The sequence below is a fragment of the Cytobacillus sp. FSL W8-0315 genome (assembly GCF_038002905.1).
Classification (GTDB): Bacteria; Bacillota; Bacilli; order Bacillales; family Cytobacillaceae; genus Cytobacillus; species Cytobacillus pseudoceanisediminis.
The window spans coordinates 1-18849 of record NZ_JBBOOC010000003.1 but is presented as its reverse complement, the minus strand read 5'-3'; the positions used below and the strand labels follow the sequence as shown (position 1 = coordinate 18849).

At 46.0% G+C, this 18849-nt stretch carries 19 protein-coding genes; 7 read left to right on the top strand and 12 right to left on the bottom strand.

Annotated elements, in window-relative coordinates; all coding sequences use genetic code 11:
* Window positions 1–53: 53 nt before the first annotated feature.
* The 6 genes from MKY20_RS25880 to MKY20_RS25855 form a co-directional block, all read right to left on the bottom strand.
* Window positions 54–437, bottom strand: a complete 384-nt coding sequence (locus MKY20_RS25880; protein WP_009335085.1) for a MazG nucleotide pyrophosphohydrolase domain-containing protein — start codon at window positions 435–437, stop codon at window positions 54–56.
* 56 nt (window positions 438–493) lie between these two features.
* Window positions 494–1699 carry a benzoate/H(+) symporter BenE family transporter gene (locus tag MKY20_RS25875; RefSeq protein WP_019382655.1) on the bottom strand — a complete coding sequence of 402 codons (1206 nt, stop codon included), beginning with the start codon at window positions 1697–1699 and terminating at the stop codon, window positions 494–496.
* A 105-nt stretch (window positions 1700–1804) separates the two neighbouring features.
* Window positions 1805–2590 carry an STAS domain-containing protein gene (locus MKY20_RS25870; RefSeq protein ID WP_009335087.1) on the bottom strand — a complete coding sequence of 262 codons (786 nt, stop codon included), beginning with the start codon at window positions 2588–2590 and terminating at the stop codon, window positions 1805–1807.
* Entirely contained in the window at window positions 2577–3221 is a 645-nt protein-coding gene (locus tag MKY20_RS25865) for a cobalamin B12-binding domain-containing protein (protein ID WP_019382657.1), read from the bottom strand. The genes MKY20_RS25870 and MKY20_RS25865 overlap by 14 nt, the downstream gene beginning before the upstream one ends.
* 1 nt (window position 3222) lies before the next feature.
* Window positions 3223–3588: a hypothetical protein gene (locus MKY20_RS25860; protein WP_019382658.1), complete on the bottom strand. Its 366-nt coding sequence runs from the start codon at window positions 3586–3588 to the stop codon at window positions 3223–3225.
* Window positions 3585–3890, bottom strand: coding sequence for an antibiotic biosynthesis monooxygenase family protein (locus tag MKY20_RS25855; RefSeq protein WP_009335090.1), 306 nt, complete (start codon window positions 3888–3890; stop codon window positions 3585–3587). The genes MKY20_RS25860 and MKY20_RS25855 overlap by 4 nt, the downstream gene beginning before the upstream one ends.
* 1014 nt (window positions 3891–4904) lie before the next feature.
* Here MKY20_RS25855 and MKY20_RS25850 point away from each other — a divergent pair.
* A complete protein-coding gene (locus tag MKY20_RS25850; protein ID WP_341004235.1) occupies window positions 4905–7964 on the top strand; it encodes an efflux RND transporter permease subunit in 3060 nt (1019 codons plus the stop codon).
* Window positions 7965–8381: 417 nt separating this feature from the next.
* Here MKY20_RS25850 and MKY20_RS25845 read toward each other — a convergent pair whose 3' ends face one another.
* Window positions 8382–8936: a CBO0543 family protein gene (locus MKY20_RS25845; protein WP_009335093.1), complete on the bottom strand. Its 555-nt coding sequence runs from the start codon at window positions 8934–8936 to the stop codon at window positions 8382–8384.
* Between the two features lie 140 nt (window positions 8937–9076).
* Here MKY20_RS25845 and MKY20_RS25840 point away from each other — a divergent pair, with 140 nt between their 5' ends.
* Window positions 9077–9436: a hypothetical protein gene (locus MKY20_RS25840; protein WP_341004227.1), complete on the top strand. Its 360-nt coding sequence runs from the start codon at window positions 9077–9079 to the stop codon at window positions 9434–9436.
* 46 nt (window positions 9437–9482) lie between these two features.
* Here the strand turns inward: MKY20_RS25840 and MKY20_RS25835 are convergent, their stop codons facing one another.
* Window positions 9483–10244, bottom strand: a complete 762-nt coding sequence (locus tag MKY20_RS25835; protein ID WP_341004223.1) for a MerR family transcriptional regulator — start codon at window positions 10242–10244, stop codon at window positions 9483–9485.
* Window positions 10245–10407: 163 nt separating this feature from the next.
* Window positions 10408–10779, bottom strand: a complete 372-nt coding sequence (locus tag MKY20_RS25830) for a hypothetical protein (protein ID WP_256816142.1) — start codon at window positions 10777–10779, stop codon at window positions 10408–10410.
* Window positions 10780–10916: 137 nt separating this feature from the next.
* On the opposite strand from MKY20_RS25830, the gene MKY20_RS25825 reads away from it, so the two are divergent.
* The gene (locus MKY20_RS25825; protein WP_019379354.1) at window positions 10917–11171 is read left to right on the top strand and encodes a DUF3949 domain-containing protein; all 255 of its coding nucleotides are present in this window, start codon (window positions 10917–10919) and stop codon (window positions 11169–11171) included.
* Between the two features lie 97 nt (window positions 11172–11268).
* On the opposite strand, the gene MKY20_RS25820 is transcribed toward MKY20_RS25825, so the two are convergent.
* A complete protein-coding gene (locus MKY20_RS25820) occupies window positions 11269–12882 on the bottom strand; it encodes an acyl-CoA dehydrogenase family protein (protein ID WP_341004211.1) in 1614 nt (537 codons plus the stop codon).
* 92 nt (window positions 12883–12974) lie between these two features.
* Here MKY20_RS25820 and MKY20_RS25815 point away from each other — a divergent pair, with 92 nt between their 5' ends.
* The 4 genes from MKY20_RS25815 to MKY20_RS25800 all read left to right on the top strand — a co-directional run bounded on the left by MKY20_RS25815 (window position 12975) and on the right by MKY20_RS25800 (window position 16862).
* A complete protein-coding gene (locus tag MKY20_RS25815) occupies window positions 12975–13364 on the top strand; it encodes a MerR family DNA-binding protein (RefSeq protein ID WP_256816140.1) in 390 nt (129 codons plus the stop codon).
* A 28-nt stretch (window positions 13365–13392) separates the two neighbouring features.
* The gene (locus MKY20_RS25810) at window positions 13393–14877 is read left to right on the top strand and encodes a class I adenylate-forming enzyme family protein (protein ID WP_341004201.1); all 1485 of its coding nucleotides are present in this window, start codon (window positions 13393–13395) and stop codon (window positions 14875–14877) included.
* Between the two features lie 317 nt (window positions 14878–15194).
* Window positions 15195–15359: a hypothetical protein gene (locus tag MKY20_RS25805; RefSeq protein WP_341004196.1), complete on the top strand. Its 165-nt coding sequence runs from the start codon at window positions 15195–15197 to the stop codon at window positions 15357–15359.
* 624 nt (window positions 15360–15983) lie between these two features.
* Window positions 15984–16862, top strand: a complete 879-nt coding sequence (locus MKY20_RS25800) for an aminoglycoside 6-adenylyltransferase (RefSeq protein WP_019379358.1) — start codon at window positions 15984–15986, stop codon at window positions 16860–16862.
* A gap of 26 nt (window positions 16863–16888) precedes the next feature.
* On the opposite strand, the gene MKY20_RS25795 is transcribed toward MKY20_RS25800, so the two are convergent.
* Window positions 16889–18196 carry a uracil/xanthine transporter gene (locus MKY20_RS25795; RefSeq protein ID WP_341004188.1) on the bottom strand — a complete coding sequence of 436 codons (1308 nt, stop codon included), beginning with the start codon at window positions 18194–18196 and terminating at the stop codon, window positions 16889–16891.
* A gap of 285 nt (window positions 18197–18481) precedes the next feature.
* Window positions 18482–18849: DUF819 family protein (locus tag MKY20_RS25790; RefSeq protein ID WP_341004183.1), on the bottom strand; the 368-nt coding region annotated here is incomplete at its 5' end.

Here is an 18849-nt window from a genome sequence, read left to right as displayed (position 1 = left end):
AAGTTTCGTGAAATTCACTCAAGGACATTACAATCTATATTGCTGCAAACTATCTATTTTTCAGCCAAACTCCCATCCTTATTCCTTCTTTTCCTGACTTCATCCATTTTCCCGTAAAAACTCTCCTCCAAGTCAATGCCAAAGAAGTTATAGAATTTAATCAGATAGGCCAGGCAGTCTGCGAGTTCTTTGCCAAGTTCTTCTTTTACTTGATCACTAGCTAATTGAAAGGCCAGTTCTTCATCCATTCCTTCTTCGGCATATTCGCGGACAAGGTTAAAGGCCTTGCGCAGCTCTTCAGCAACCTCCGCTACTTCGGTTGTCAGCAGCATATAGTTATTTAATAGGGAATCGCGGCTCCTGGCATAATTCTCATCGCTGATCTCCCAGCCCATCTCTTTTTGATACTCTCTCATAAAGCTTTGCAATTCTTTCAATCTATTAACACCTCTTCGATATATTCGCCAGATTTCGGGTGGTGCCTGTCAACCACTTATCTTTCTATTGTCCGGGCCAATACCGCCCCGGCAATGAGTCCCCAAACGGGTGCGCTGATATGGAGAAAGCTTATGCCTGACAAAGTGACGATGAAGGCTGCGAGCGCGCTTAGCCGGTAGCGGTTTTCAGAGAAGCCCATTTGCAGGCTGGAATGCAGGACGCCGATCAGAGCGAACCCGGCCAGCAATGAAACGAAGGCCTGCGGAAGCGATTGGATAAAGGGCACGATTTTCCAGGCAAATATGCCGAAAACAATCGTAATAGCACCTGAAACAACAGCTCCCATATACCGCTTTTCCTTAGGCCCTGAATCCGGCCCGGCACAGATGGCGCTCATCATGCCGGCGATATTGGCACACTGGCCGCCAAAGAAGCTGGTGATTATGGAGAAGGCGCCGCTTGACGAGACGATTTTACGAATAGGCGGCTTGAAATCCTCACTTTCCAGTGCCCCAATTCCTGGCGCAGCGTCATTGCTCAATATCAGCATCGCAAGCGGCAGGGCAATCGTCACAAACCCCATCCAGCTGAATTCCGGTACTTGAATAGATGGCAGGAAATAAGCAATCTCCTTAGCCGGATTTAAATCAGCTGTCAAATACAATACCGCAAAGGCAATCGCGACGGCCGCGAGCACAGGCGGGAACTTCTTCACATATCTCGTAAAAAGCAGAAAACTGATTAAAGCCGCTCCCCCGATAACAGGCATTTCCTGGATGGCCGGTACGAGCTTCACGACATAGCCGGCAACCAATCCGCCAAGCATGGATGCGATGACTTCTTTCGGCACCCAGCCAATGATTTTTGTAAACAGCCCTGAAATGCCAACCAGAAAAATCAGCAGCCCGGACATCACATACCCGCCTATCAGTTCCGGATACGAATATTGGGCAGTCACAGTCGCCAAAAAGGCCGCTCCAGTAATCGAATGCCCTCCTGTAATGGGAATCCTATATAGAAGCGGCAGGAGGATGCTGTATACACCCCCGAAAAAATAAACCGCAAACATCCAGTTAATCGTCTGCTGATCAGTAAATCCCCCTGCTGACGCAGCCTGTAAAATGATCAGGGCCGGCCCCGTCATAACCAGTGTGCTTGCAATGATTCCAGATGAAATGTTTTCCGCTGTCAGATCCCTTAAGAACGAACCCTTCTGTACTTCTTGACTGTATCCGCTATGCCTTTCCTTCGGCAAACCCATTTTTCCTGCCCCCGACTTCCGATTATTTTACTTACTATCATGATTTTAAATAAGGTAATTGTCAAACTATTTCGCATTCAGAAGTTTTGACAAAAAAAGGACCTCCTAAGAGGCCCCTAACTCATTCCGATTAAAATAAACATTTAAGACTTGCTTCAGGGATTGATCGATCTGCACCCATTCATCCAGCTTATAGGTATTCAGCACTTTTGCCAGGTTTGGCTTAATGCCAATCAATTTGATGATGCTGCCTGTCATGAAGTTGAGTGTTTTAAGCAGCTGGGTGAATTTCTCAATGCCTTTTCCTTCAATTTCCCCAACCGCCGTCAGATCAAAGAGAATTTCTTCATATTCGCCGGCAAAAACGGCTTTGAGACAGCTTTCGGAAATAACGTTTATTTTATCTGCTGTAATATCCCCAAATAAAGGAATCATGCAGAGCGTTTCCGACAGCGGAATAAACGGCCCGGACAGCTGATTTAAGCGGATCAGCACCTGCTCCAGCTCTTCTTTTTTCTCCAGAAGTTCAAAGTCTGTTGAGGACAGGCGCTGCTGCAGCTGCATCAGCTTATCCATCAAGTTTTCATTAGAGCTGTCTTTTGGCAAGAATAGCATATTGGCATAATCCTCGCTGTCCCATTGAATATGGACCTCAAATAAAGATAGCGGTGTTTCCCTGGTCTTCATATTCAGTTCCAGCTTCACAGGATCCAGCCCAGGCTCCCAGCTGTACTGAATCAGCTTTTCTATGCTTTCCTCATCGATGATTCCTTTTAAATGCCCCTCGCTCAGGTCAAAGCTTTCCCGTGCTATGCCAGAGTAGCTTACTATTTTTCCGTTCCTGTCAGCTTTTAAAAACGCAAGCGGAAGCGGCTGATCAAAATATTGCATTTTGCTGTCCTCCCGCTTCATTGTTTTGCAGCCATTCCTTTGTTTCCGGCAAATCCTTTAGAATGACCGTATGATCGGAGCAATAAGGAAGCAGGTCATACTTCCCGGCTAAGCGCCCGCCAAGAAGAACAGCCGGCTTATGCGTCAGCTTGGCAAAGGCTTCGGCATATTCCTTCAGCTTCGGCAGGTGATAGACGATGCTGACCGATAGACCGATTACACTCGGCTTCCAGTCCTTTGCCGTTTTCAGTGCATATTCCAAAGGAAGGCTCGGGCCAAAGTACTTTGTCTCCCAGCCGTGCTCTTCAAAAAGGCTGTTGACCATTTTCAGGCCAATATAATGCTGTTCCCCATCCAGGCAGAGAAACATGGCTTTTTGGTTTGATTGTCTTTTTTCCTGCCGGTATGCGAGCTTTGAGAGGACAAAATCACATGTTGCTGTTGCCAGATGTTCATCTGCCACAGTGATTTGATTCGTCTCCCATAGGTGGCCGATGTGCTGCATCGCAGGTGTAATCAGATTTTGATAAACTTCAAGGCGCGATAGCTGCGGTTGCTTTTGAATGTTCTCCCAAACTTTCGCAGAATCACCTTGAAGCAATAAGGAAGCGAGTGTTTCAGCGTGGTTCATCTTACACTCCTCCCTTAACAGGTTCACCTTTCAAAACAGCAATGGCTTCCGCCAGATAAAGATGGAATCTCTCTGCCTTTTCAGGAGAATCGTTATCTTCAGCCAGCACAGCCTGAATGATTTCGAAATTGTCGATCAGATGCCGGGTATTCATCCCATGCTTCTTTAAAATGCCATCAAGCCATACGGCATAATCAGTGAAAAAAGCAGATTGGTTCAGCTCATACGCTGTCTCGAGATGCTTCATATGATGATGGTTATCTTCGCGGCACTTCTCTTTTCCTTGTTCGCCAAACCGCTCCAGCAGGAAAGGCTCGCGTTCATAGATCTTTTCGGTTACATGGTTTACGATCTTTTCAAAGCTCACTTAGCCACCACCTTGAATTGCGAAACTTTTGGAACCACTGCTGCCAGTTCCTGATCCGGATACTTTTTCTCTAAATCATGGATTCTCTTAAAATCCTCGCTGCGAACCCAATTTAAATAATTTTCCTTTGTATCAAAGATGAGCTGCACCGTCAGTTCGCCAGGGCGCTTATCATTCTGCAGCAGCAGAAAATCGATAAACCCCTCCGCCTGATCGACCGACCGCGAGCGATTTTTATATATGCTAATGACTTCCTCCGACTTTTCGTCGGGTACGTCAAATGTTGAAAAGACTGTATACATGAACTCTCCTCCAAACTTGGGAGTTTTCTGTTTTTTTTTCAGTATAACATACTGATTGGGATTGTCATTTTGGAAGGGTTATAGGGAATGGCTGAAGTTTTTTGTTTGCTGGAGGAATAACTGAAGCTTTTTCGTCGTTATTTTGGATGATTAACTAGCATTTTCTCGCTGCTCTCCACATTTTCCTCTATAATCCGCTTGATTAGCTACCATTTTCTCTACTCTCTCCACGTTTTCGTCGTTGATCCGGTTGATTAGCTACCATTTTCTCTACTCTCTCCCCGTTTTCGTCGTTAATCCGGATGATTAACTACCATCTTCTCTCCTCTCCCCACTTTTCGTCCTTAATCCGGATGATTAACTACCATTTTCTCTACTCTCTCCACGTTTTCGTCGTTAATCCGGATTATTAGCTACCATTTCTCCTACTCTCTCCACGTTTTCGTCGTTAATCCGGTTGATTAGCTACCATTTTTCTACCTCTCTTCACGTTTTCGTCGTTAATCCGGATGATTAACTACCATCTTCTCTCCTCTCCCCACTTTTCGTCGTTAATCCGGTTGATTAGCTACCATTTTTCTACCTCTCTCCACGTTTTCGTCGTTAATCCGGTTGATTAGCTACCATTTTCTCTACTCTCTCCACGTTTTCGTCGTTGATCCGGTTGATTAGCTACCATTTTCTCTACTCTCTCCACGTTTTCGTCGTTAATCCGGATGATTAACTACCATCTTCTCTCCTCTCCCCACTTTTCGTCCTTAATCCCCCTTCTTCTCAGCCTCAAGCCCGATGCCAAGATATGTCTCTGGCTCGTTATGACTCGAGTTAATCCCGGTTAAGATAGTATTTGTAAGAATTGTTAAGTTTTTCCTGCAAACAAGATCATATTTTGCCGAATTAGGTCGGTCGAATTATTGGAAAATTAAAGAAAGAGCAGTTATTAATACCTATTTTCCTCTGTATAAATAGGTCTTGGGTGCAAATTTTCACTATTAGGGAGTAAGGAGACTGTTTATGAAATTATTAAAAATGATTGTGCAGAGAAAGATTTTGGTTGCCCTTATGACGGTGCTGATTTTGGCCATCGGCAGCTTTTCCATTATCGAATTGGATAAAGAGCTGATGCCGCCGGTAACGATGGATGGCGCTTATGTGGAGGTCAATGCCGGTGAAATGGCAGCTATTGAAGTGGAGCGATCGATAACCAACCCCCTGGAGCAGCAAATCAGGGGGATTGAGGGAGTAGAATCGGTTGACTCCACATCGGCGATTGGACGGAGCTCACTTCAAATTACGTTTGAACAGGGTCGGGGCGATGAACTTTTTAAAGAAGTAGAAACGGCTGCAAACGCCGCTAAAGGTGAGAATGCCGCGATCACGGATGTTACTTCAGGGCAGTATGGGACCACGCAAAGCTATGAATTCTATATGGATGTATCCGGCGGCAGCATGGAGGATATGACCGCTTTTGCCAAAAAGGTTCTTGAACCGCGCCTGGAAGCATTGCCGGAAGTCCGCGACGTATCGCTTGCAGGAGTTCAGGAGCACGAGGTAATCATTGAACTGGACCGCAGCAAATTGGCTGAAAAAGGGCTGGATTCTACAGCTGTGATTGGTGCGATTCAGCAGGTTAACAGCGAAGCCACACTGGGAGAACTCAGCAGGGATGCCAGCTCTCCTTCCCTCCGCTGGAATACGAAGCTCGAAAATGTGGAGGATGTACAGAATATTAAAATCCCATCACCAAATGGATTTGTTGATTTGAAAGATGTTGCAGATGTTCAATTTCAGCCGATTGAAAGCTCATCGTTCGTCTGGAAAAACGGAACAAAGGATTTCATCTTTGTCCAGGTTGGCCGTGCTGCTAATGCCACGCAAATTGAAATGGCAGCTGCGGTCCGCGATGAAGTGAAAAACATCCGCGAAGACGGGCTGGTAAAAGGCTTTGAGCTGAACGAAATGGTGGCACAGGCAGATTATGTGCAGGAATCAATTGATGGCGTGACCGGCAACATTTTAACCGGCGGCGTCATTGCCATTGCCATTCTTTTAATCTTTTTGAGGAATGTAAGGGCCACCTTTATCATCGGACTGTCGATCCCCACTTCCATCCTTCTGACGTTTACGGCGATGTGGGTTTTTGATTACAGCTTTAATATCCTGACCCTGATTGGGCTTGGCCTGGGGATCGGGATGATGGTGGATTCTTCGATTGTCATCATTGAATCCATCTATCGAAAAAAGGAACAGGGACTTGGCAGGCTTGAGTCCGTTTTGGAAGGAACGAAAGAGGTTTCATCAGCAGTTATTGCTTCGATGCTCACTACGATCGTGGTATTCCTGCCGATCGGCCTCATTGGCGGCGATGTGGGTACATTCATGATCATGCTGTCTGCAGTTGTAGCCATTACACTCATCAGTTCGGTTATTGTCTCGTTTACTTTGATCCCTTCGCTTTCAGAAAAATTGCTGAAACTGCGCAAGCCGAAGAAGGAGCGCAAAGAAGGGCCGATTATGCGCCTTTATAGCCGGATTGTGGCCTGGACCATCCGGAAAAAGCGGTACAGTTTTGCAGTCATTGCGATTTTCTTCCTGATGTTTGCCGGTTCATTAACGCTTGTGACGAAAATTCCGATGACGATTATGCCGGATATGTTTAACCGGTACACAGAGCTGATGGTTGACCTGAAAACAGGTATTTCTGTTGAAGATAAAGAAGACATCGCTCAAGGAATCAATCAGAAACTGCAGTCGATTGAAGATGTAGAGTCCAATTATGTCATGGACAGCGGCGGCATGTTCTATACGATCATCAATATGACAAAAGGCGATGACATTTCAAGAGAGCAAAAAGATGTCAATGAAGATATTATGAAGCAACTTCGCAGCCTATCGGATTCCCTTCCGGTTAAAAATGTCCAGAGTGCGATGTCGGCTGGCGGCGGATCACCGGTCCAGGTGAATATTACGGGCGAAGATTTTGCAGATCTGCAGAAGCTTACCGGTGATTTTTCTGAGGAGCTCGAAAAGATTGACGGCATCGTCGGTGTGACCAACTCAATGGAGCGTACGTCTGAGGAGCAGGTTGTTGTATTAAAAGAAGAAGCGATTGAAACGGCAGGCTTAACCCAGCTGCAAATCAGGCAGTTTATTGAGCAGGCGTTCATGGAAATGCCTGTCGGGGAAATGTCCATGAATGAAGAAAATGTGCCGCTTGCCTTGAAATGGGCTGAGAAGACAGATTCCAGGTCAGATCTTCTGGATTTAAAGGTTCCAACTGCCCAGGGCGAGAAAGCATTATCTTCCTTTATTGAATTGAAGAGTGTAGATACACCAAATGAAATTTCCCATCATGACGGGGAGCGCTTCATCTCCATTTCAGCTGATATTGAAGGCAAGGACCTTGGTGCCGTGAACCGGGATGTCCAAAAGCTGATCAATGATTTTGATGCACCTGCTGGCTATAGCGTGGCAGCTGCCGGGGATCTTGAACAGCAGCAGGAATTAATCATGGATATGGTGTTTGTTTTAGCAATTGCGATTTTCCTTGTGTACCTGGTGATGGCTGTCCAATTTAACCACCTTGGCCATCCGCTGATCGTCATGTCTGTCATTCCGATGACCATCGTCGGCGTCATTCTCGGTTTGTTTCTGACACAGATGGAGCTTAGCGTAATGTCAGGAATGGGAATTGTGATGCTGATTGGGATTGTGCTCAATAACGCCATCCTGCTGATCGACCGTACGAATCAGCTCCGCCTGGAAGGCTTCTCTGTTGAAGTGGCCCTTCTGGAAGCAGGCAAAAACCGGATCCGGCCGATATTCATGACTACCCTGACAACGGTTGGCGGAATGCTGCCCCTTGCCCTTGCATCGGGAACTTCCGGCAACTATCAGGCGCCAATGGCAACGGTCATTATTTCCGGCCTGCTGTTTGCGACCTTTATCACGCTGCTGCTGATCCCGGCGGTTTACCGCTTGTTCACAACATCCAGCCTCCGCTTTGGCTGGCTGAAGAAAAAGCAAGAAAAGAAAAGCAGCGATGTTAAAGTGATTCCTGAGACCATTAAATAACATACTTCCGCCCCCTCAAATACTGAGGGGGCTTTTGCGGATTTTCAAGCACTATGGACAAGGGCTCTTTCCTTCTGTTTTTTCCTTCATATATTAGTAGGAGAGAAAGGAGTGAATCCCATGTGCCAATATTGTGTTGAAGAATATTATTATAAGAAGAAAGTCTGCTGCAAAAAGAAGGACAAACATGAACATCACGGCTGTATGAAATGCACGAGTGATTTTAAACCTCACTGTCCCTGTAAAAAATGCTCTGATGAGCATAAAAGATGTTCCTGCCAAAAATGCTCACCGGAAATTCATCATTGTCCATGCAAGAAATGCTCATTCGAACACCTGCATTTTTGCTGCTGTAAAAAATGTTCCCATAGATATGACTATTAATCCAGTAAAACAGCGGCCAGCTTTGCTGACCGCTTACTTTATTTTTTCTGCCGCACGCTTTAAGGAAACCATTAAGAGGCGGACGCCAAGAAAAAAGATGATAAAACCGATGAAGGAATAGGTGTGCTTCCAATTGATAAGGACAAACATATTCAAAAAGCTGAATAACGGTTCAAAGATATAAGCAAACAGGATTCCAAGGCCTACCGCTGCAGCTGCATAGCTTTTCCACGTATTAAAATACTGATAAATCAGCATTCCCGATATGGGTATCACCACAAAATCTGCAGGCACTAACGGCGGAATAAAATGGAACAGCTTATCCGGATATCCCCACAAAATAAAGTTCAATCCTACAACATCAAGAAAACAGGCGAAGATTGCACATAGCAGCCCGAAAGCAAGTATTTCAAAGAACCGGCCCTTATCCACCAGCCTCCACCAAATAAAAAACGGCAAAATGCTCGCAGCCAGCAGCAGCCACCAATTAAAGCTGAACAAATCCTCATTCAGCCAATGCTCAAAAGAAACATCTCTTAACTTTTCCCTTAGGTTTTGCTCATCTTTATATGAAGGAATGCGGCTCATCTCATCACCTGCCTGCCCGAGTTGGTATCATGTTATTCATCTTTCCCCATGCAGTGAGTTACATACAGTAAGCCGATGGTTTTAGTGAAATATTGGCGGGTTAGTGGGATTCCGCAAATATTCTGCTGGCGGGCGCAATTATGGTGGGGATGGCGCAATTGTTGATTGAATCGGCATATATTTGGTGTGATGGCACAATTACAGGTGATGCATACGCATTTAATTGGGCGGAAGTTGCGGATCGGCGCATTTATTGGATGAAGCGGCGCATATCTGGCATGATGGCGCATTTACTGGTGATGTTGACGCATATTACTGGGCGAACGGCGCAATCACGTTGCGGGTCGGCGCACATATTGGATGAAGCGGCGCATTTCTGGTATGATGGCGCATTTAATGGTGATGTTGACGCATTTTACTGGGCGAACGGCGCAATCATAATGCAGAATAGCGCAATGATCCATCAAAACAACGCAATAATCAGCAGCAGCGGCGCATAAAGTTTTCACACAAAAAAGCAGCTGGCAGAGCCAGCCGCTTTCATTTCTATTGCTGTCCAGTATACATGTTAATCGCATCTCTTAAAAACTCGGCCGCACCTGGACGAATTTTATCATAATAGGCTTTAAACCTTTCATCTGCCACATACATTTCCGCAAGACCGGCGTGGGCCTCTTTGCTGTATTCACTCCAGTAGAAAGTGATCCACTGCTTGTGCAGATCGGCTGCTTTTTGTGCAAGCTCGCCTGCCGGATCGCCAGTTTGCATGGCTTCGGCTAGAGCAGTGTTCACCTCTTCAGCCAGTTTCGTTACGGCCTCATGCTCCTCCTGGGTCATGTTCATGAGTTTGGCATTGGATTTATCAACCGTCTCATCACCATATTTCTCACGGATTTCTTTTCCGTATTGTTCCTCATTATCTTCAATCATTTTCTTTTTGAATCCTTCAAACTTCTCTTTGTCTGACATGGTCGTTCTCCCTTCAGCTGACGCTATGGTTTTTTCTACATTCGTAATAAGCAGATCGAGCTGCTTTCTTTTCTCAAGGAGTTTCTCGCGGTGCTCCTTCAGTGCATCGGCAGCATCGAAAGCGGGTGCTGAGATAATTTCCTTAATTTGATCAAGGCTGATGCCAAGTTCTCTGTAAAACAGAATCTGCTGCAGTCTGTCAACTTCCTGCTGGCCATAAATCCGGTATCCTGACGAATTGGTTCTTGCCGGCTTAAGAATGCCAATTTCATCATAATACCTGAGGGTTCTCGAGCTGACCCCGGCCATCTGCGCAAGCTTCTGCACTGTGTATTCCATGCGATTGCCTCCTCTCAAGAAAAGCGGAAGCGCCTTGCACAGTAAGACGAAAATACTGGTTAGGCGCTGCAGCTAGACATTGAAAAATCTAGAAAGTACTTTCTGTTTATTACGATACACCTTTACGCAGCGTGAAGGTCAAACACTTTTTATAAAAAAATGATTAATCCAGCTTTTTAATCAGGAGAGCTGCGGTCGTCTTGGAAATTCTGCATCCTTCCAGGTCTGACTCCTTAATCAATCCCAGATCCACAGCGGATTTTATTTTCCCTTCATCAGGTCGCTTTTGAATCAGGTCGAGAAGATTCAGCTCCTCCAGTTTGCTGACAGTTGGAGCGGGGTCGAATTTTTCTGTCCTTCTAATCTGCCTCTGCAATTTGTAGCTGCCAATCTTCACTTCTCCTTTTTCATTCTGTCCCACTGCTGTATCGAAATACTGGTGGAACATGTCTTTAAGTTTATCGAGTTCGGCTTCCAAATCTTTCTTCCTGCGGTTCAGCTCATCAAAACGGACCAGCATCTCTTTTGTAATCATGTGGATCGCCTCTTTTCTTGGATGATATTTCATCTTATTTTGGAAGAGGGAGATTTATGCATAAACAAAGAACATATGTTCCTGAATACAAACACAAAAGATTTGGTGTAAAATGGAATTAAATAGGAGGGGACATGATGCTTTTAAACATTTTTTGGGGAATACTCGGACTTTATGTATTGCTATCTCTCCTGATCCTGCCGATGCAATACCGCTATTTAACCGCTATAAAAAAAGAAGAAGCCAAAAATAAGGCGAAGGGGAAAAGACAGGGAGAAATGTATGACAATATGAGAGCAGGCGAACTGGTTCTGCATGAAAACATTCAGGGAAACCCGGTTTTTTTTCTGGCTAATTTCCTGGCATCGGTTATCTATCGGATTAAGCATTGACCGGTTTCCCGGATAAGATTTAGATTTCGCGTTTATATTGAAAATTTCGCGATTAAGTACTCAAATAGCCTGGCGCGCTTCCGCCAGGCTTCTCTTTTTACTGCAATTCTTCCAGCGCAATTTTCTGATACGCTTTAAAAATGGAATCACAGAACACATCCCATTCTTCAGCCGCTTCCATGGAAGCTTCGCTGACTCCCCCGCACACCGGTCGCTGGAGCAGATCTGTCAGCTGCTCGGCAAATCGATCAATCGTTGCCTGAGATGCACCTTCCAGCACGTTCGCAACAAAATCAGCTGGCGGATACCAGTCTGTCACTCTCTGAATATCGCGGTAAATTTGCGTCAGCAGCAGATTGCGCGGGCCTTCCCACTGTTCATTGACGACAATATCGCGGAAAATGCGCGGCAGTGAGGAGAATTCCTCCATGACGCCATGGCCGGCAAAGACGGAGATGGCATCGCGCAGCACCTCTGCTCCTTCGTTTGTTGCACAGATTTTCTGCAGAAGCACAAGCTCCCTCAGGTTAAACAGCTGTTTTCTCAGTTCAATTGGCTGATCAACCGGAATACCGGCATTCAGCGGCTGATCAAGAAGCAGGAATTGATCATAGATTTTAAAAGCGCCTGCCGCTGTGCGGTGTGCAGCGTTTTCAATTTTCTTCAGTGTTCTCGCTGATAGCGGATAATCTTTTACCTTTTTGCCAAAAACAGTCCGGAAATTGCCATACAGACTGGCTTCACGTGCTGCCCGGAGCATGAATCCTGCGCAGGCAATGCCAATTTCAAGGCGGGATAGTGTCAGGACGATACCGACCGCAACGGCCACCCCTTTTCCTGCCGGGCCAACCGGATAAGCAAGAGCCCCATTATACAGGAATTCCCCTGTCGGAAGCTCGGCCGTTCCCATTTTCCACTTGATCCGGTTGATTTCATACCCATTGCGTTTTTCTTTTTCTTTATCTCCCGGAAGCCAGGACGGAACAATAAATGTCGATACTTTATCAGTGCCGGAAATTTTCGCAGTGACCACCGAATAGTCGGCATGGGCAACCGAACAGAAAAATTTATTGCCGTAGAGGCGATAGTTTTTTCCATCTGGAACAGCCTCAAGTACATTGGCAGGCAAATCCGATCCTCCCTGGATTTCTGTCATGAATTGGGCACCTATCGCAAAGTCCCCACCCAGCCCCTCTTTCGTATGCTGTAAAATTTGCTCCAGCTCTGGAATATCTTCATTCGGATATTGTTCAAGGAGTGCAATTAATCCAATCGTGCATGTCAGCGGGCAGGCGACACCGGCTTCCCCCAGCTGATGTATCAGCATCCGCTTGGCAAAACTTTCCCAGGCTGGCATTTTGCTTGAAAAGAGACCTGTACTGAACACTTCTTTTTCCAGCTGATGTGTTTCCATTGGACGGATGACACGGTCAATGCGGTGATTGAAGGCATCAAAATGAAGCAAATACGGACGGACTTCCGGCCTTGCCGCTCTTTCTGCAAGGGTGCTCCATCTGGAAGAAACAGCAGGAGAAAAATGCTGCAGCTCAATATGTATCTGTTCATATTGTGAGCCTGCATATTTCTTTAAGGCCTTTTGCAAAAATGGATCATCCTTATACCAATCCAGATTGCTGCGCTTCTCTAAAAATTCATCAAATGTGTATGAATTCTTTCCTCTTATCTGCTGGTCCTGGGAAGTTATCGTCATGGAAAAATCACTCCTTTTTTGATTGACAAATACTAATTTTCAGAATTATTATAAAACCGAGCTAACGTTAACGTCAACTAGGAGGATACATAATGACAGCAGAAAAGATTTTCACCATCAGCGAGCTTGCGACGATGTTTGACATCAGCTCAAGGACGATCCGCTATTACGAGGAAATTGGCATGCTGACTTCGGAGAACCGTGACAGCATGACTAAACAGCGCAGCTATACGAATCGTGAGCGCCGGCGGCTGAAGATGATTCTGCGCGGAAAAAAACTAGGCTTCAGCCTTCAGGAAATCAAGGAAATGATTGATCTTTATGAATTAAATCCGGAAGGTGAAGCGGAAAAAAGCAGGATTATTGCATTCGCTGACAGCAAGCTAAAGGAAATTGAAGAGCAGATCATGCAGCTGCAGATGCTGCGGGAAGACATTCTGACTTACAAAGAAAAGTATGAAAACAGCCGGGTGAAAACATAAATTATTCATTTAAAAGGGGCTGAGCTAAGTGGGAGCAACGATTCACGGAGTATTGGAGAGAAATGCAAGGAAGTTTCCTGAAAAGGACTCCTTTATTACGGCGTCGAACCGCCTTACTTACGCAGACATGAACCGTACATGCAACAGACTGGCACGATATCTTCAGGGTGAAGGTATCCGGCGGGGTGACCGGATTGCAGTGATGTCCCGCAATAATGAGCACTTCTTTTATGCTTTTTTTGCCTGCATGAAGATCGGCGCCATTCCAATGCCGATGAATGTCCGTCTGACACCGAAGGAATTGGGGGCTATTTTTCAAAACGCGAGTGCTGCAGGGGTTCTGTATGAGGATGAGCTTACTGAAACGGTGACAGCATTAAAAGAGAATTTGAATTTCTATGTTTCGATTCAGGATGCGGTTGAGGCTTCAGTTCATCTTTCTGACGGCAATCTTGATGTGCCAATTGATTCACGGGATGTCTGCGAGATTCTTTTTACATCCGGAACAACCGGTACGCCAAAGGGAGTTGTGTTTAACCATGAACGCATACTTTCGATTGCCGCCGCGGTTTCGGTTAATTTCAGCTTATCGCATTGTGATTCCATGCTTACCCTAATGCCGCTCTCCCACTCTGCTCCTTTGAATACTTTTTTCATGAGCGGGTTTTACTGCGGCGCCTCTCATGTAATTGGGGACTTTACGCCTAAAGGGTTCCTGAACTGGATTCAGCAGGAAAAGACGACCTTCTCATTTGCGGCTCCGGTTGCCTATTTGCTTGCGGCAAAGGATCCAGATTTGGCTTCTTATGATTTATCCAGCATGCGTGTTTTTGCATATGGCGGCGGTCCGCTGGCACTTGCCTCCTATCATCATGTAAAAAAAGCATTTCAGAACGAAAACTTTTATCAGGTTTACGGGTTGACGGAAGCGGGCCCGAATGGAATTTTATTATATCCGGAAGAGCATCTGGAAAAGGCGGGAAGCATCGGCAAAAATCCGACGGTTAATATGGAAATCCGGGTCGTCCGTCCGGATGGCACCGATACGGCTCCCAATGAATACGGCGAGATTCTTCTGACAGGTGACAGCCTCATGCTGGGGTATGACAATAACCCGGATGAAACAAATGCCGCGATGAAGGATGGCTGGCTCTATACTGGCGATATTGCCTATCGGGATAAGGATGGCTACTTTTACATCGTCGACCGTAAAAAAGATGTCATCATCTCGGGCGGCGTCAACATTTATCCGCGTGAAGTCGAAGAAGTACTCGCGAAGCATGACGCGGTTTTGGAATCCTGTGTGGTCGGTGTGCCGCATGAAGAATGGGGCGAAACCGTTAAGGCTGTTGTCGTGCTGAAGGGAGATGCTTCAGAAGAGGAATTGCGCGCATTTGCGGCTGAACATCTGGCTGAGTTTAAATGTCCGCGGATATATTCCTTTGTGGATGAATTGCCGCGGAATGCGAGCGGGAAGATTTTAAAGCAGCAGGTGAAATTGGTGCATGCTTAATTGTATTGGGGATCAGGAGCTTAGGAAGGCACCTGGTTCTTTTTTTATGGAGGATTTATGGCGGCCGTTTTTCTGGCTCTGGCTCCTTTTTCGGCTTCATGAGAGCTTCATGGCGACCATTTTTCTGGCTCTGGCTCCTTTTTCGGCTTCATGAGAGCTTCATGGCTACCATTCTTCTGCCTCTGGTGCCTTTTTCGGCTTCATGAAGGCTTCATGGCGACCATTCTTCTGCCTCTGGCTCCTTTTTCGGCTTCATGAGAGCTTCATGGCGACCATTTTTCTGGCTCAGATGCCTTTTTCGGCTTCATGAAGGCTTCATGACTACCATTTTTCTGCCTCTCGTGCCTTTTTCGGCTTCATCGGCGATTCATGGCGACCATTTTTCTGGCTTTGGTGCTTTTTCGGCTTCATCGGCGATCCATGGCGACCATTCTTCTGCTTTTGGTGCCTTTTCGGCTTCACGAAGGCTTCAAATTATTTAATCTCAAGGTATAACGACAAAAAGGGAAATCCATCCATGAGGAATGATCGTTAGTCCATGCTATTAACGACCAAACAAGAGATACACCATGAAATATGGAAGTTAATTCTAATCATTATCGACCAATTGAGTGATGCCTCATGAAATATGGAAGTTAATCCTAATCATTATCGACCAAACAAGAGGTGCCACATGAAATATGGGAGTTATTCCGAATCATTATCGACCAAACAAAGGTGCCACATGAAATATGGGAGTTAATCCTAATCATTATCGACCAAACAAGAGGTGCCACATGAAATATGGGAGTTAATTCTAATCATTAACGACCAAACAAGAGATGCCACATGAAATATGGGAGTTAATTCTAATCATTAACGACCAAACAAGAGATGCCACATGAAATATGGGAGTTATTCCGAATCATTATCGACCAATTGAGAGATACACCATGAAATATGGGAGTTATTCCGAATCATTATCCGCCAAATGAGGGATTCAGCAGCAATACTGAAGCCCTTCCCTCCCACTCAGTTGCCCTTTTTCGGGTTTATGATGAAAACAGGAGGAATTCCCCCTTAAAGAAAGTATCTTAATAGTATAACCAAACAATCCAGGAGGCCACATGAAATCAAGAACCGAAACCGAGATGATGAATCTGATTTTATCAACAGCCCGGGAAGATGAACGGGTGCGCGCGGTTATTCTGAATGGCTCGCGCGCGAATCCGAATGTGAGGAAGGATATTTTCCAGGATTACGATATTGTGTACATAGTTAGGGAAATGGAGTCCTTTACCTGTGATCATAGCTGGGTGGATGTATTTGGCGAGCGGGTTATGATGCAGATGCCGGAGGAGAAGGTGCTGCCGCCTGCCGATGGGCACGGACGCTTCCCCTATTTGATGCAGTTTATGGACGGGAACAGGATTGATCTGACTTTGATTCCGGCTGACGAGATGGATGAGCTGCTGGAGCCCGACAGTCTGAGTGTGCTGCTTCTTGATAAGGATGGACTGATTGGGTACCTGCCGCCAGCCAGTGACCGGGATTATCTGATCAAGAAACCGGATGCCCAGGAATTTGCAGATCTCTGCAATGAATTTTGGTGGATCACGATGAATATCAGCAAAGGGCTTTGGCGCAGGGAGCTTACTTATGCGATGTTTATGCATGAGCAGATCAACCGCAATGTGCTAATTACCATGCTCGAATGGAAGGTTGGCATCACAGACGATTTTACAAAGAGCGCAGGCAAAGCCGGCAAGTATCTGCCCGATTTTCTTCCTGACGAGGTATGGGAGCAGTTCGAATCCACCTATTCAGACGCCGATTTTCATCACATATGGGAAGCCCTTTTTACAATGTGCTCCCTTTTCAGAGAAACGGCCGTCGAGGTCGCAGAAAAGCTGGGCTTCGAATACCCGTTTGAAGATGATAAGCGTGTAACTGCTTTTTTAAAGCATGTCCGCATCCTGCCTGCCAATGCATCATCCATCTATTAAAAAAATCCCCTTCACAGGGGATTTTTCTAGTTATTCTTCAATTCCAGCTGTTCGAACGCAGACCAGTTCACCATTTTTTCAAGAAGAATGGAGATCAGGACGCCCATCAAAAGCCCGTTGGATAGGAATGGCTGAATCAAAACCGGCAATTCTGCGAATACCGCGGCCGGTGTATTCATCAAACTGATGCCGATCAGGACGGGTGCGGCTAAACGGAATATTGTGTCTGAGTTGAACACTTTTCCGCTTAAGCTGTTGAAAGCTGTCCCGAATAACTGCAGATATGCGACAAACAGCACGGCGTTCCCGACTGTTACCGGCATGCCGTCCAGCCATGACCCGAGATGCGGAATCAGGCCAATGACCGTCAGGAGCGCGCCGCCGATGAAGAATGGTGTTCTCATCAATATTCTCGTGCTTTGCAGAAATCCGATCGATGAGGTGAATGGCGTATACGGCACGAGACCAAACCCGCTTCCCATCACTGTGAAAACTGCGGTGATAAAAATCGATCCGCGGTATTCGCGTTTCCCGGATTCTTTTTTAAATAAACGGTCACTGGAGCTGATGGAAGCGACTGTGTTGCTCAGGTTCATCAGACTGGCAAAAAAGGCGACGGCCACAATTCCGATTTCGAGGTTAGGCTGTCCCAGCGGAAACAGTGTAAAGCTCACATCTCCGGACGCTGTCCCCTGCATCGCTTGACCGGCAAACAGTAGATCATAGCCTATCCATCCTGCCAGCAATCCTATTAAGATGGAAAAATTGCTGATGACGGCGTTCCCTTTTAATTTTAATAAACTCACAAAAATGACGAGTGCAAAGGAATAAAGGGTGATGGGAACATCAATGGTGCCCTGTTCACTGACCTTCATCATGCCTTTGAAAAAGATGAAAATCAGCTGGAAGGTTAATAGGAACAGGTAAACGGACATCACCATCGGGCTGAATATCGATTTTAGCAGAGAGATGCCGTTGAAGGCTGCTAGAATTAGAGTGACAGCCGAAGCGAGCAGTACGCCTGTCGCAATTCCGCCCCCGATTTCCGTATAGCTCATGCCAAGGGACGATGCCGACAGTCCAAGGTTTAAGATGACTCCCCACAATAAGCCGGAATGGCCTTCCATGAGCGGATACCGATGCCCTTTCCAGCCTTGAAAAATGGTTGCCAGCCCCGTAAAGATAAGCGAGGCTCTCAGCATCATCGCAATCGTTTCTCCCGGCAGCCCGAAGACTGTTCCAACCGAAATTGGGACCATCACTGTATTAGCAAAAATAAAAAATAGCCATTGAACAGAAGAAAATATCGTTACGGTACCAAACCGTTTATCCAAGGTATCAACACCGCTTTCTATTATTTCGTTTCTCTAAAAATAAACCAGCTATTATTATAGTACAAATCGCGAAAAATTTCTTTGGATTTTTCTTGCAGAAGGATGGAATTTGGAAGAAAGCGGAGCTGGAGCCTGGAATATCGGCGGCTGAGCGATATATTGAAAAGCTGACCGATAAAGTGAAATTTTGACCGTTATCCATTAATTGACCGAAATACTAGAGATGTTAACGGCCATGCAAAATAGAAAAAACCCGCAAAATCCATTGCGGGCGCTTCTCCATTTTTACATAAACCCCGAAAACCACAGTCCGAGCGCGGTTCCAACGTAGTTGCCGATGATATAGCCCAGCGTTCCGACGACGAGTATCGGTCCGATCAGATCCTTCCAGCCTTTGGCGATGGCCATGGCGGCAGCGGTAGTCGGGCCGCCGACATTGGCATTGCTGGCCAAAAGGATTTCTTCGAGGTCATATTTTAGCAGTTTGCCTGCTGTTAAAGATACAGTCAGGTTCACTACGACGATAATGAACACAAACACCAGCAGCAGCGGGGCATTTTCGATAATCAGCGGAATCGATGCCGGGATGCCGATCACGACAAAGAACAGGTAAATCAGGAATGTGCCGATTTCCTGGCTTCCGTTAATAGACT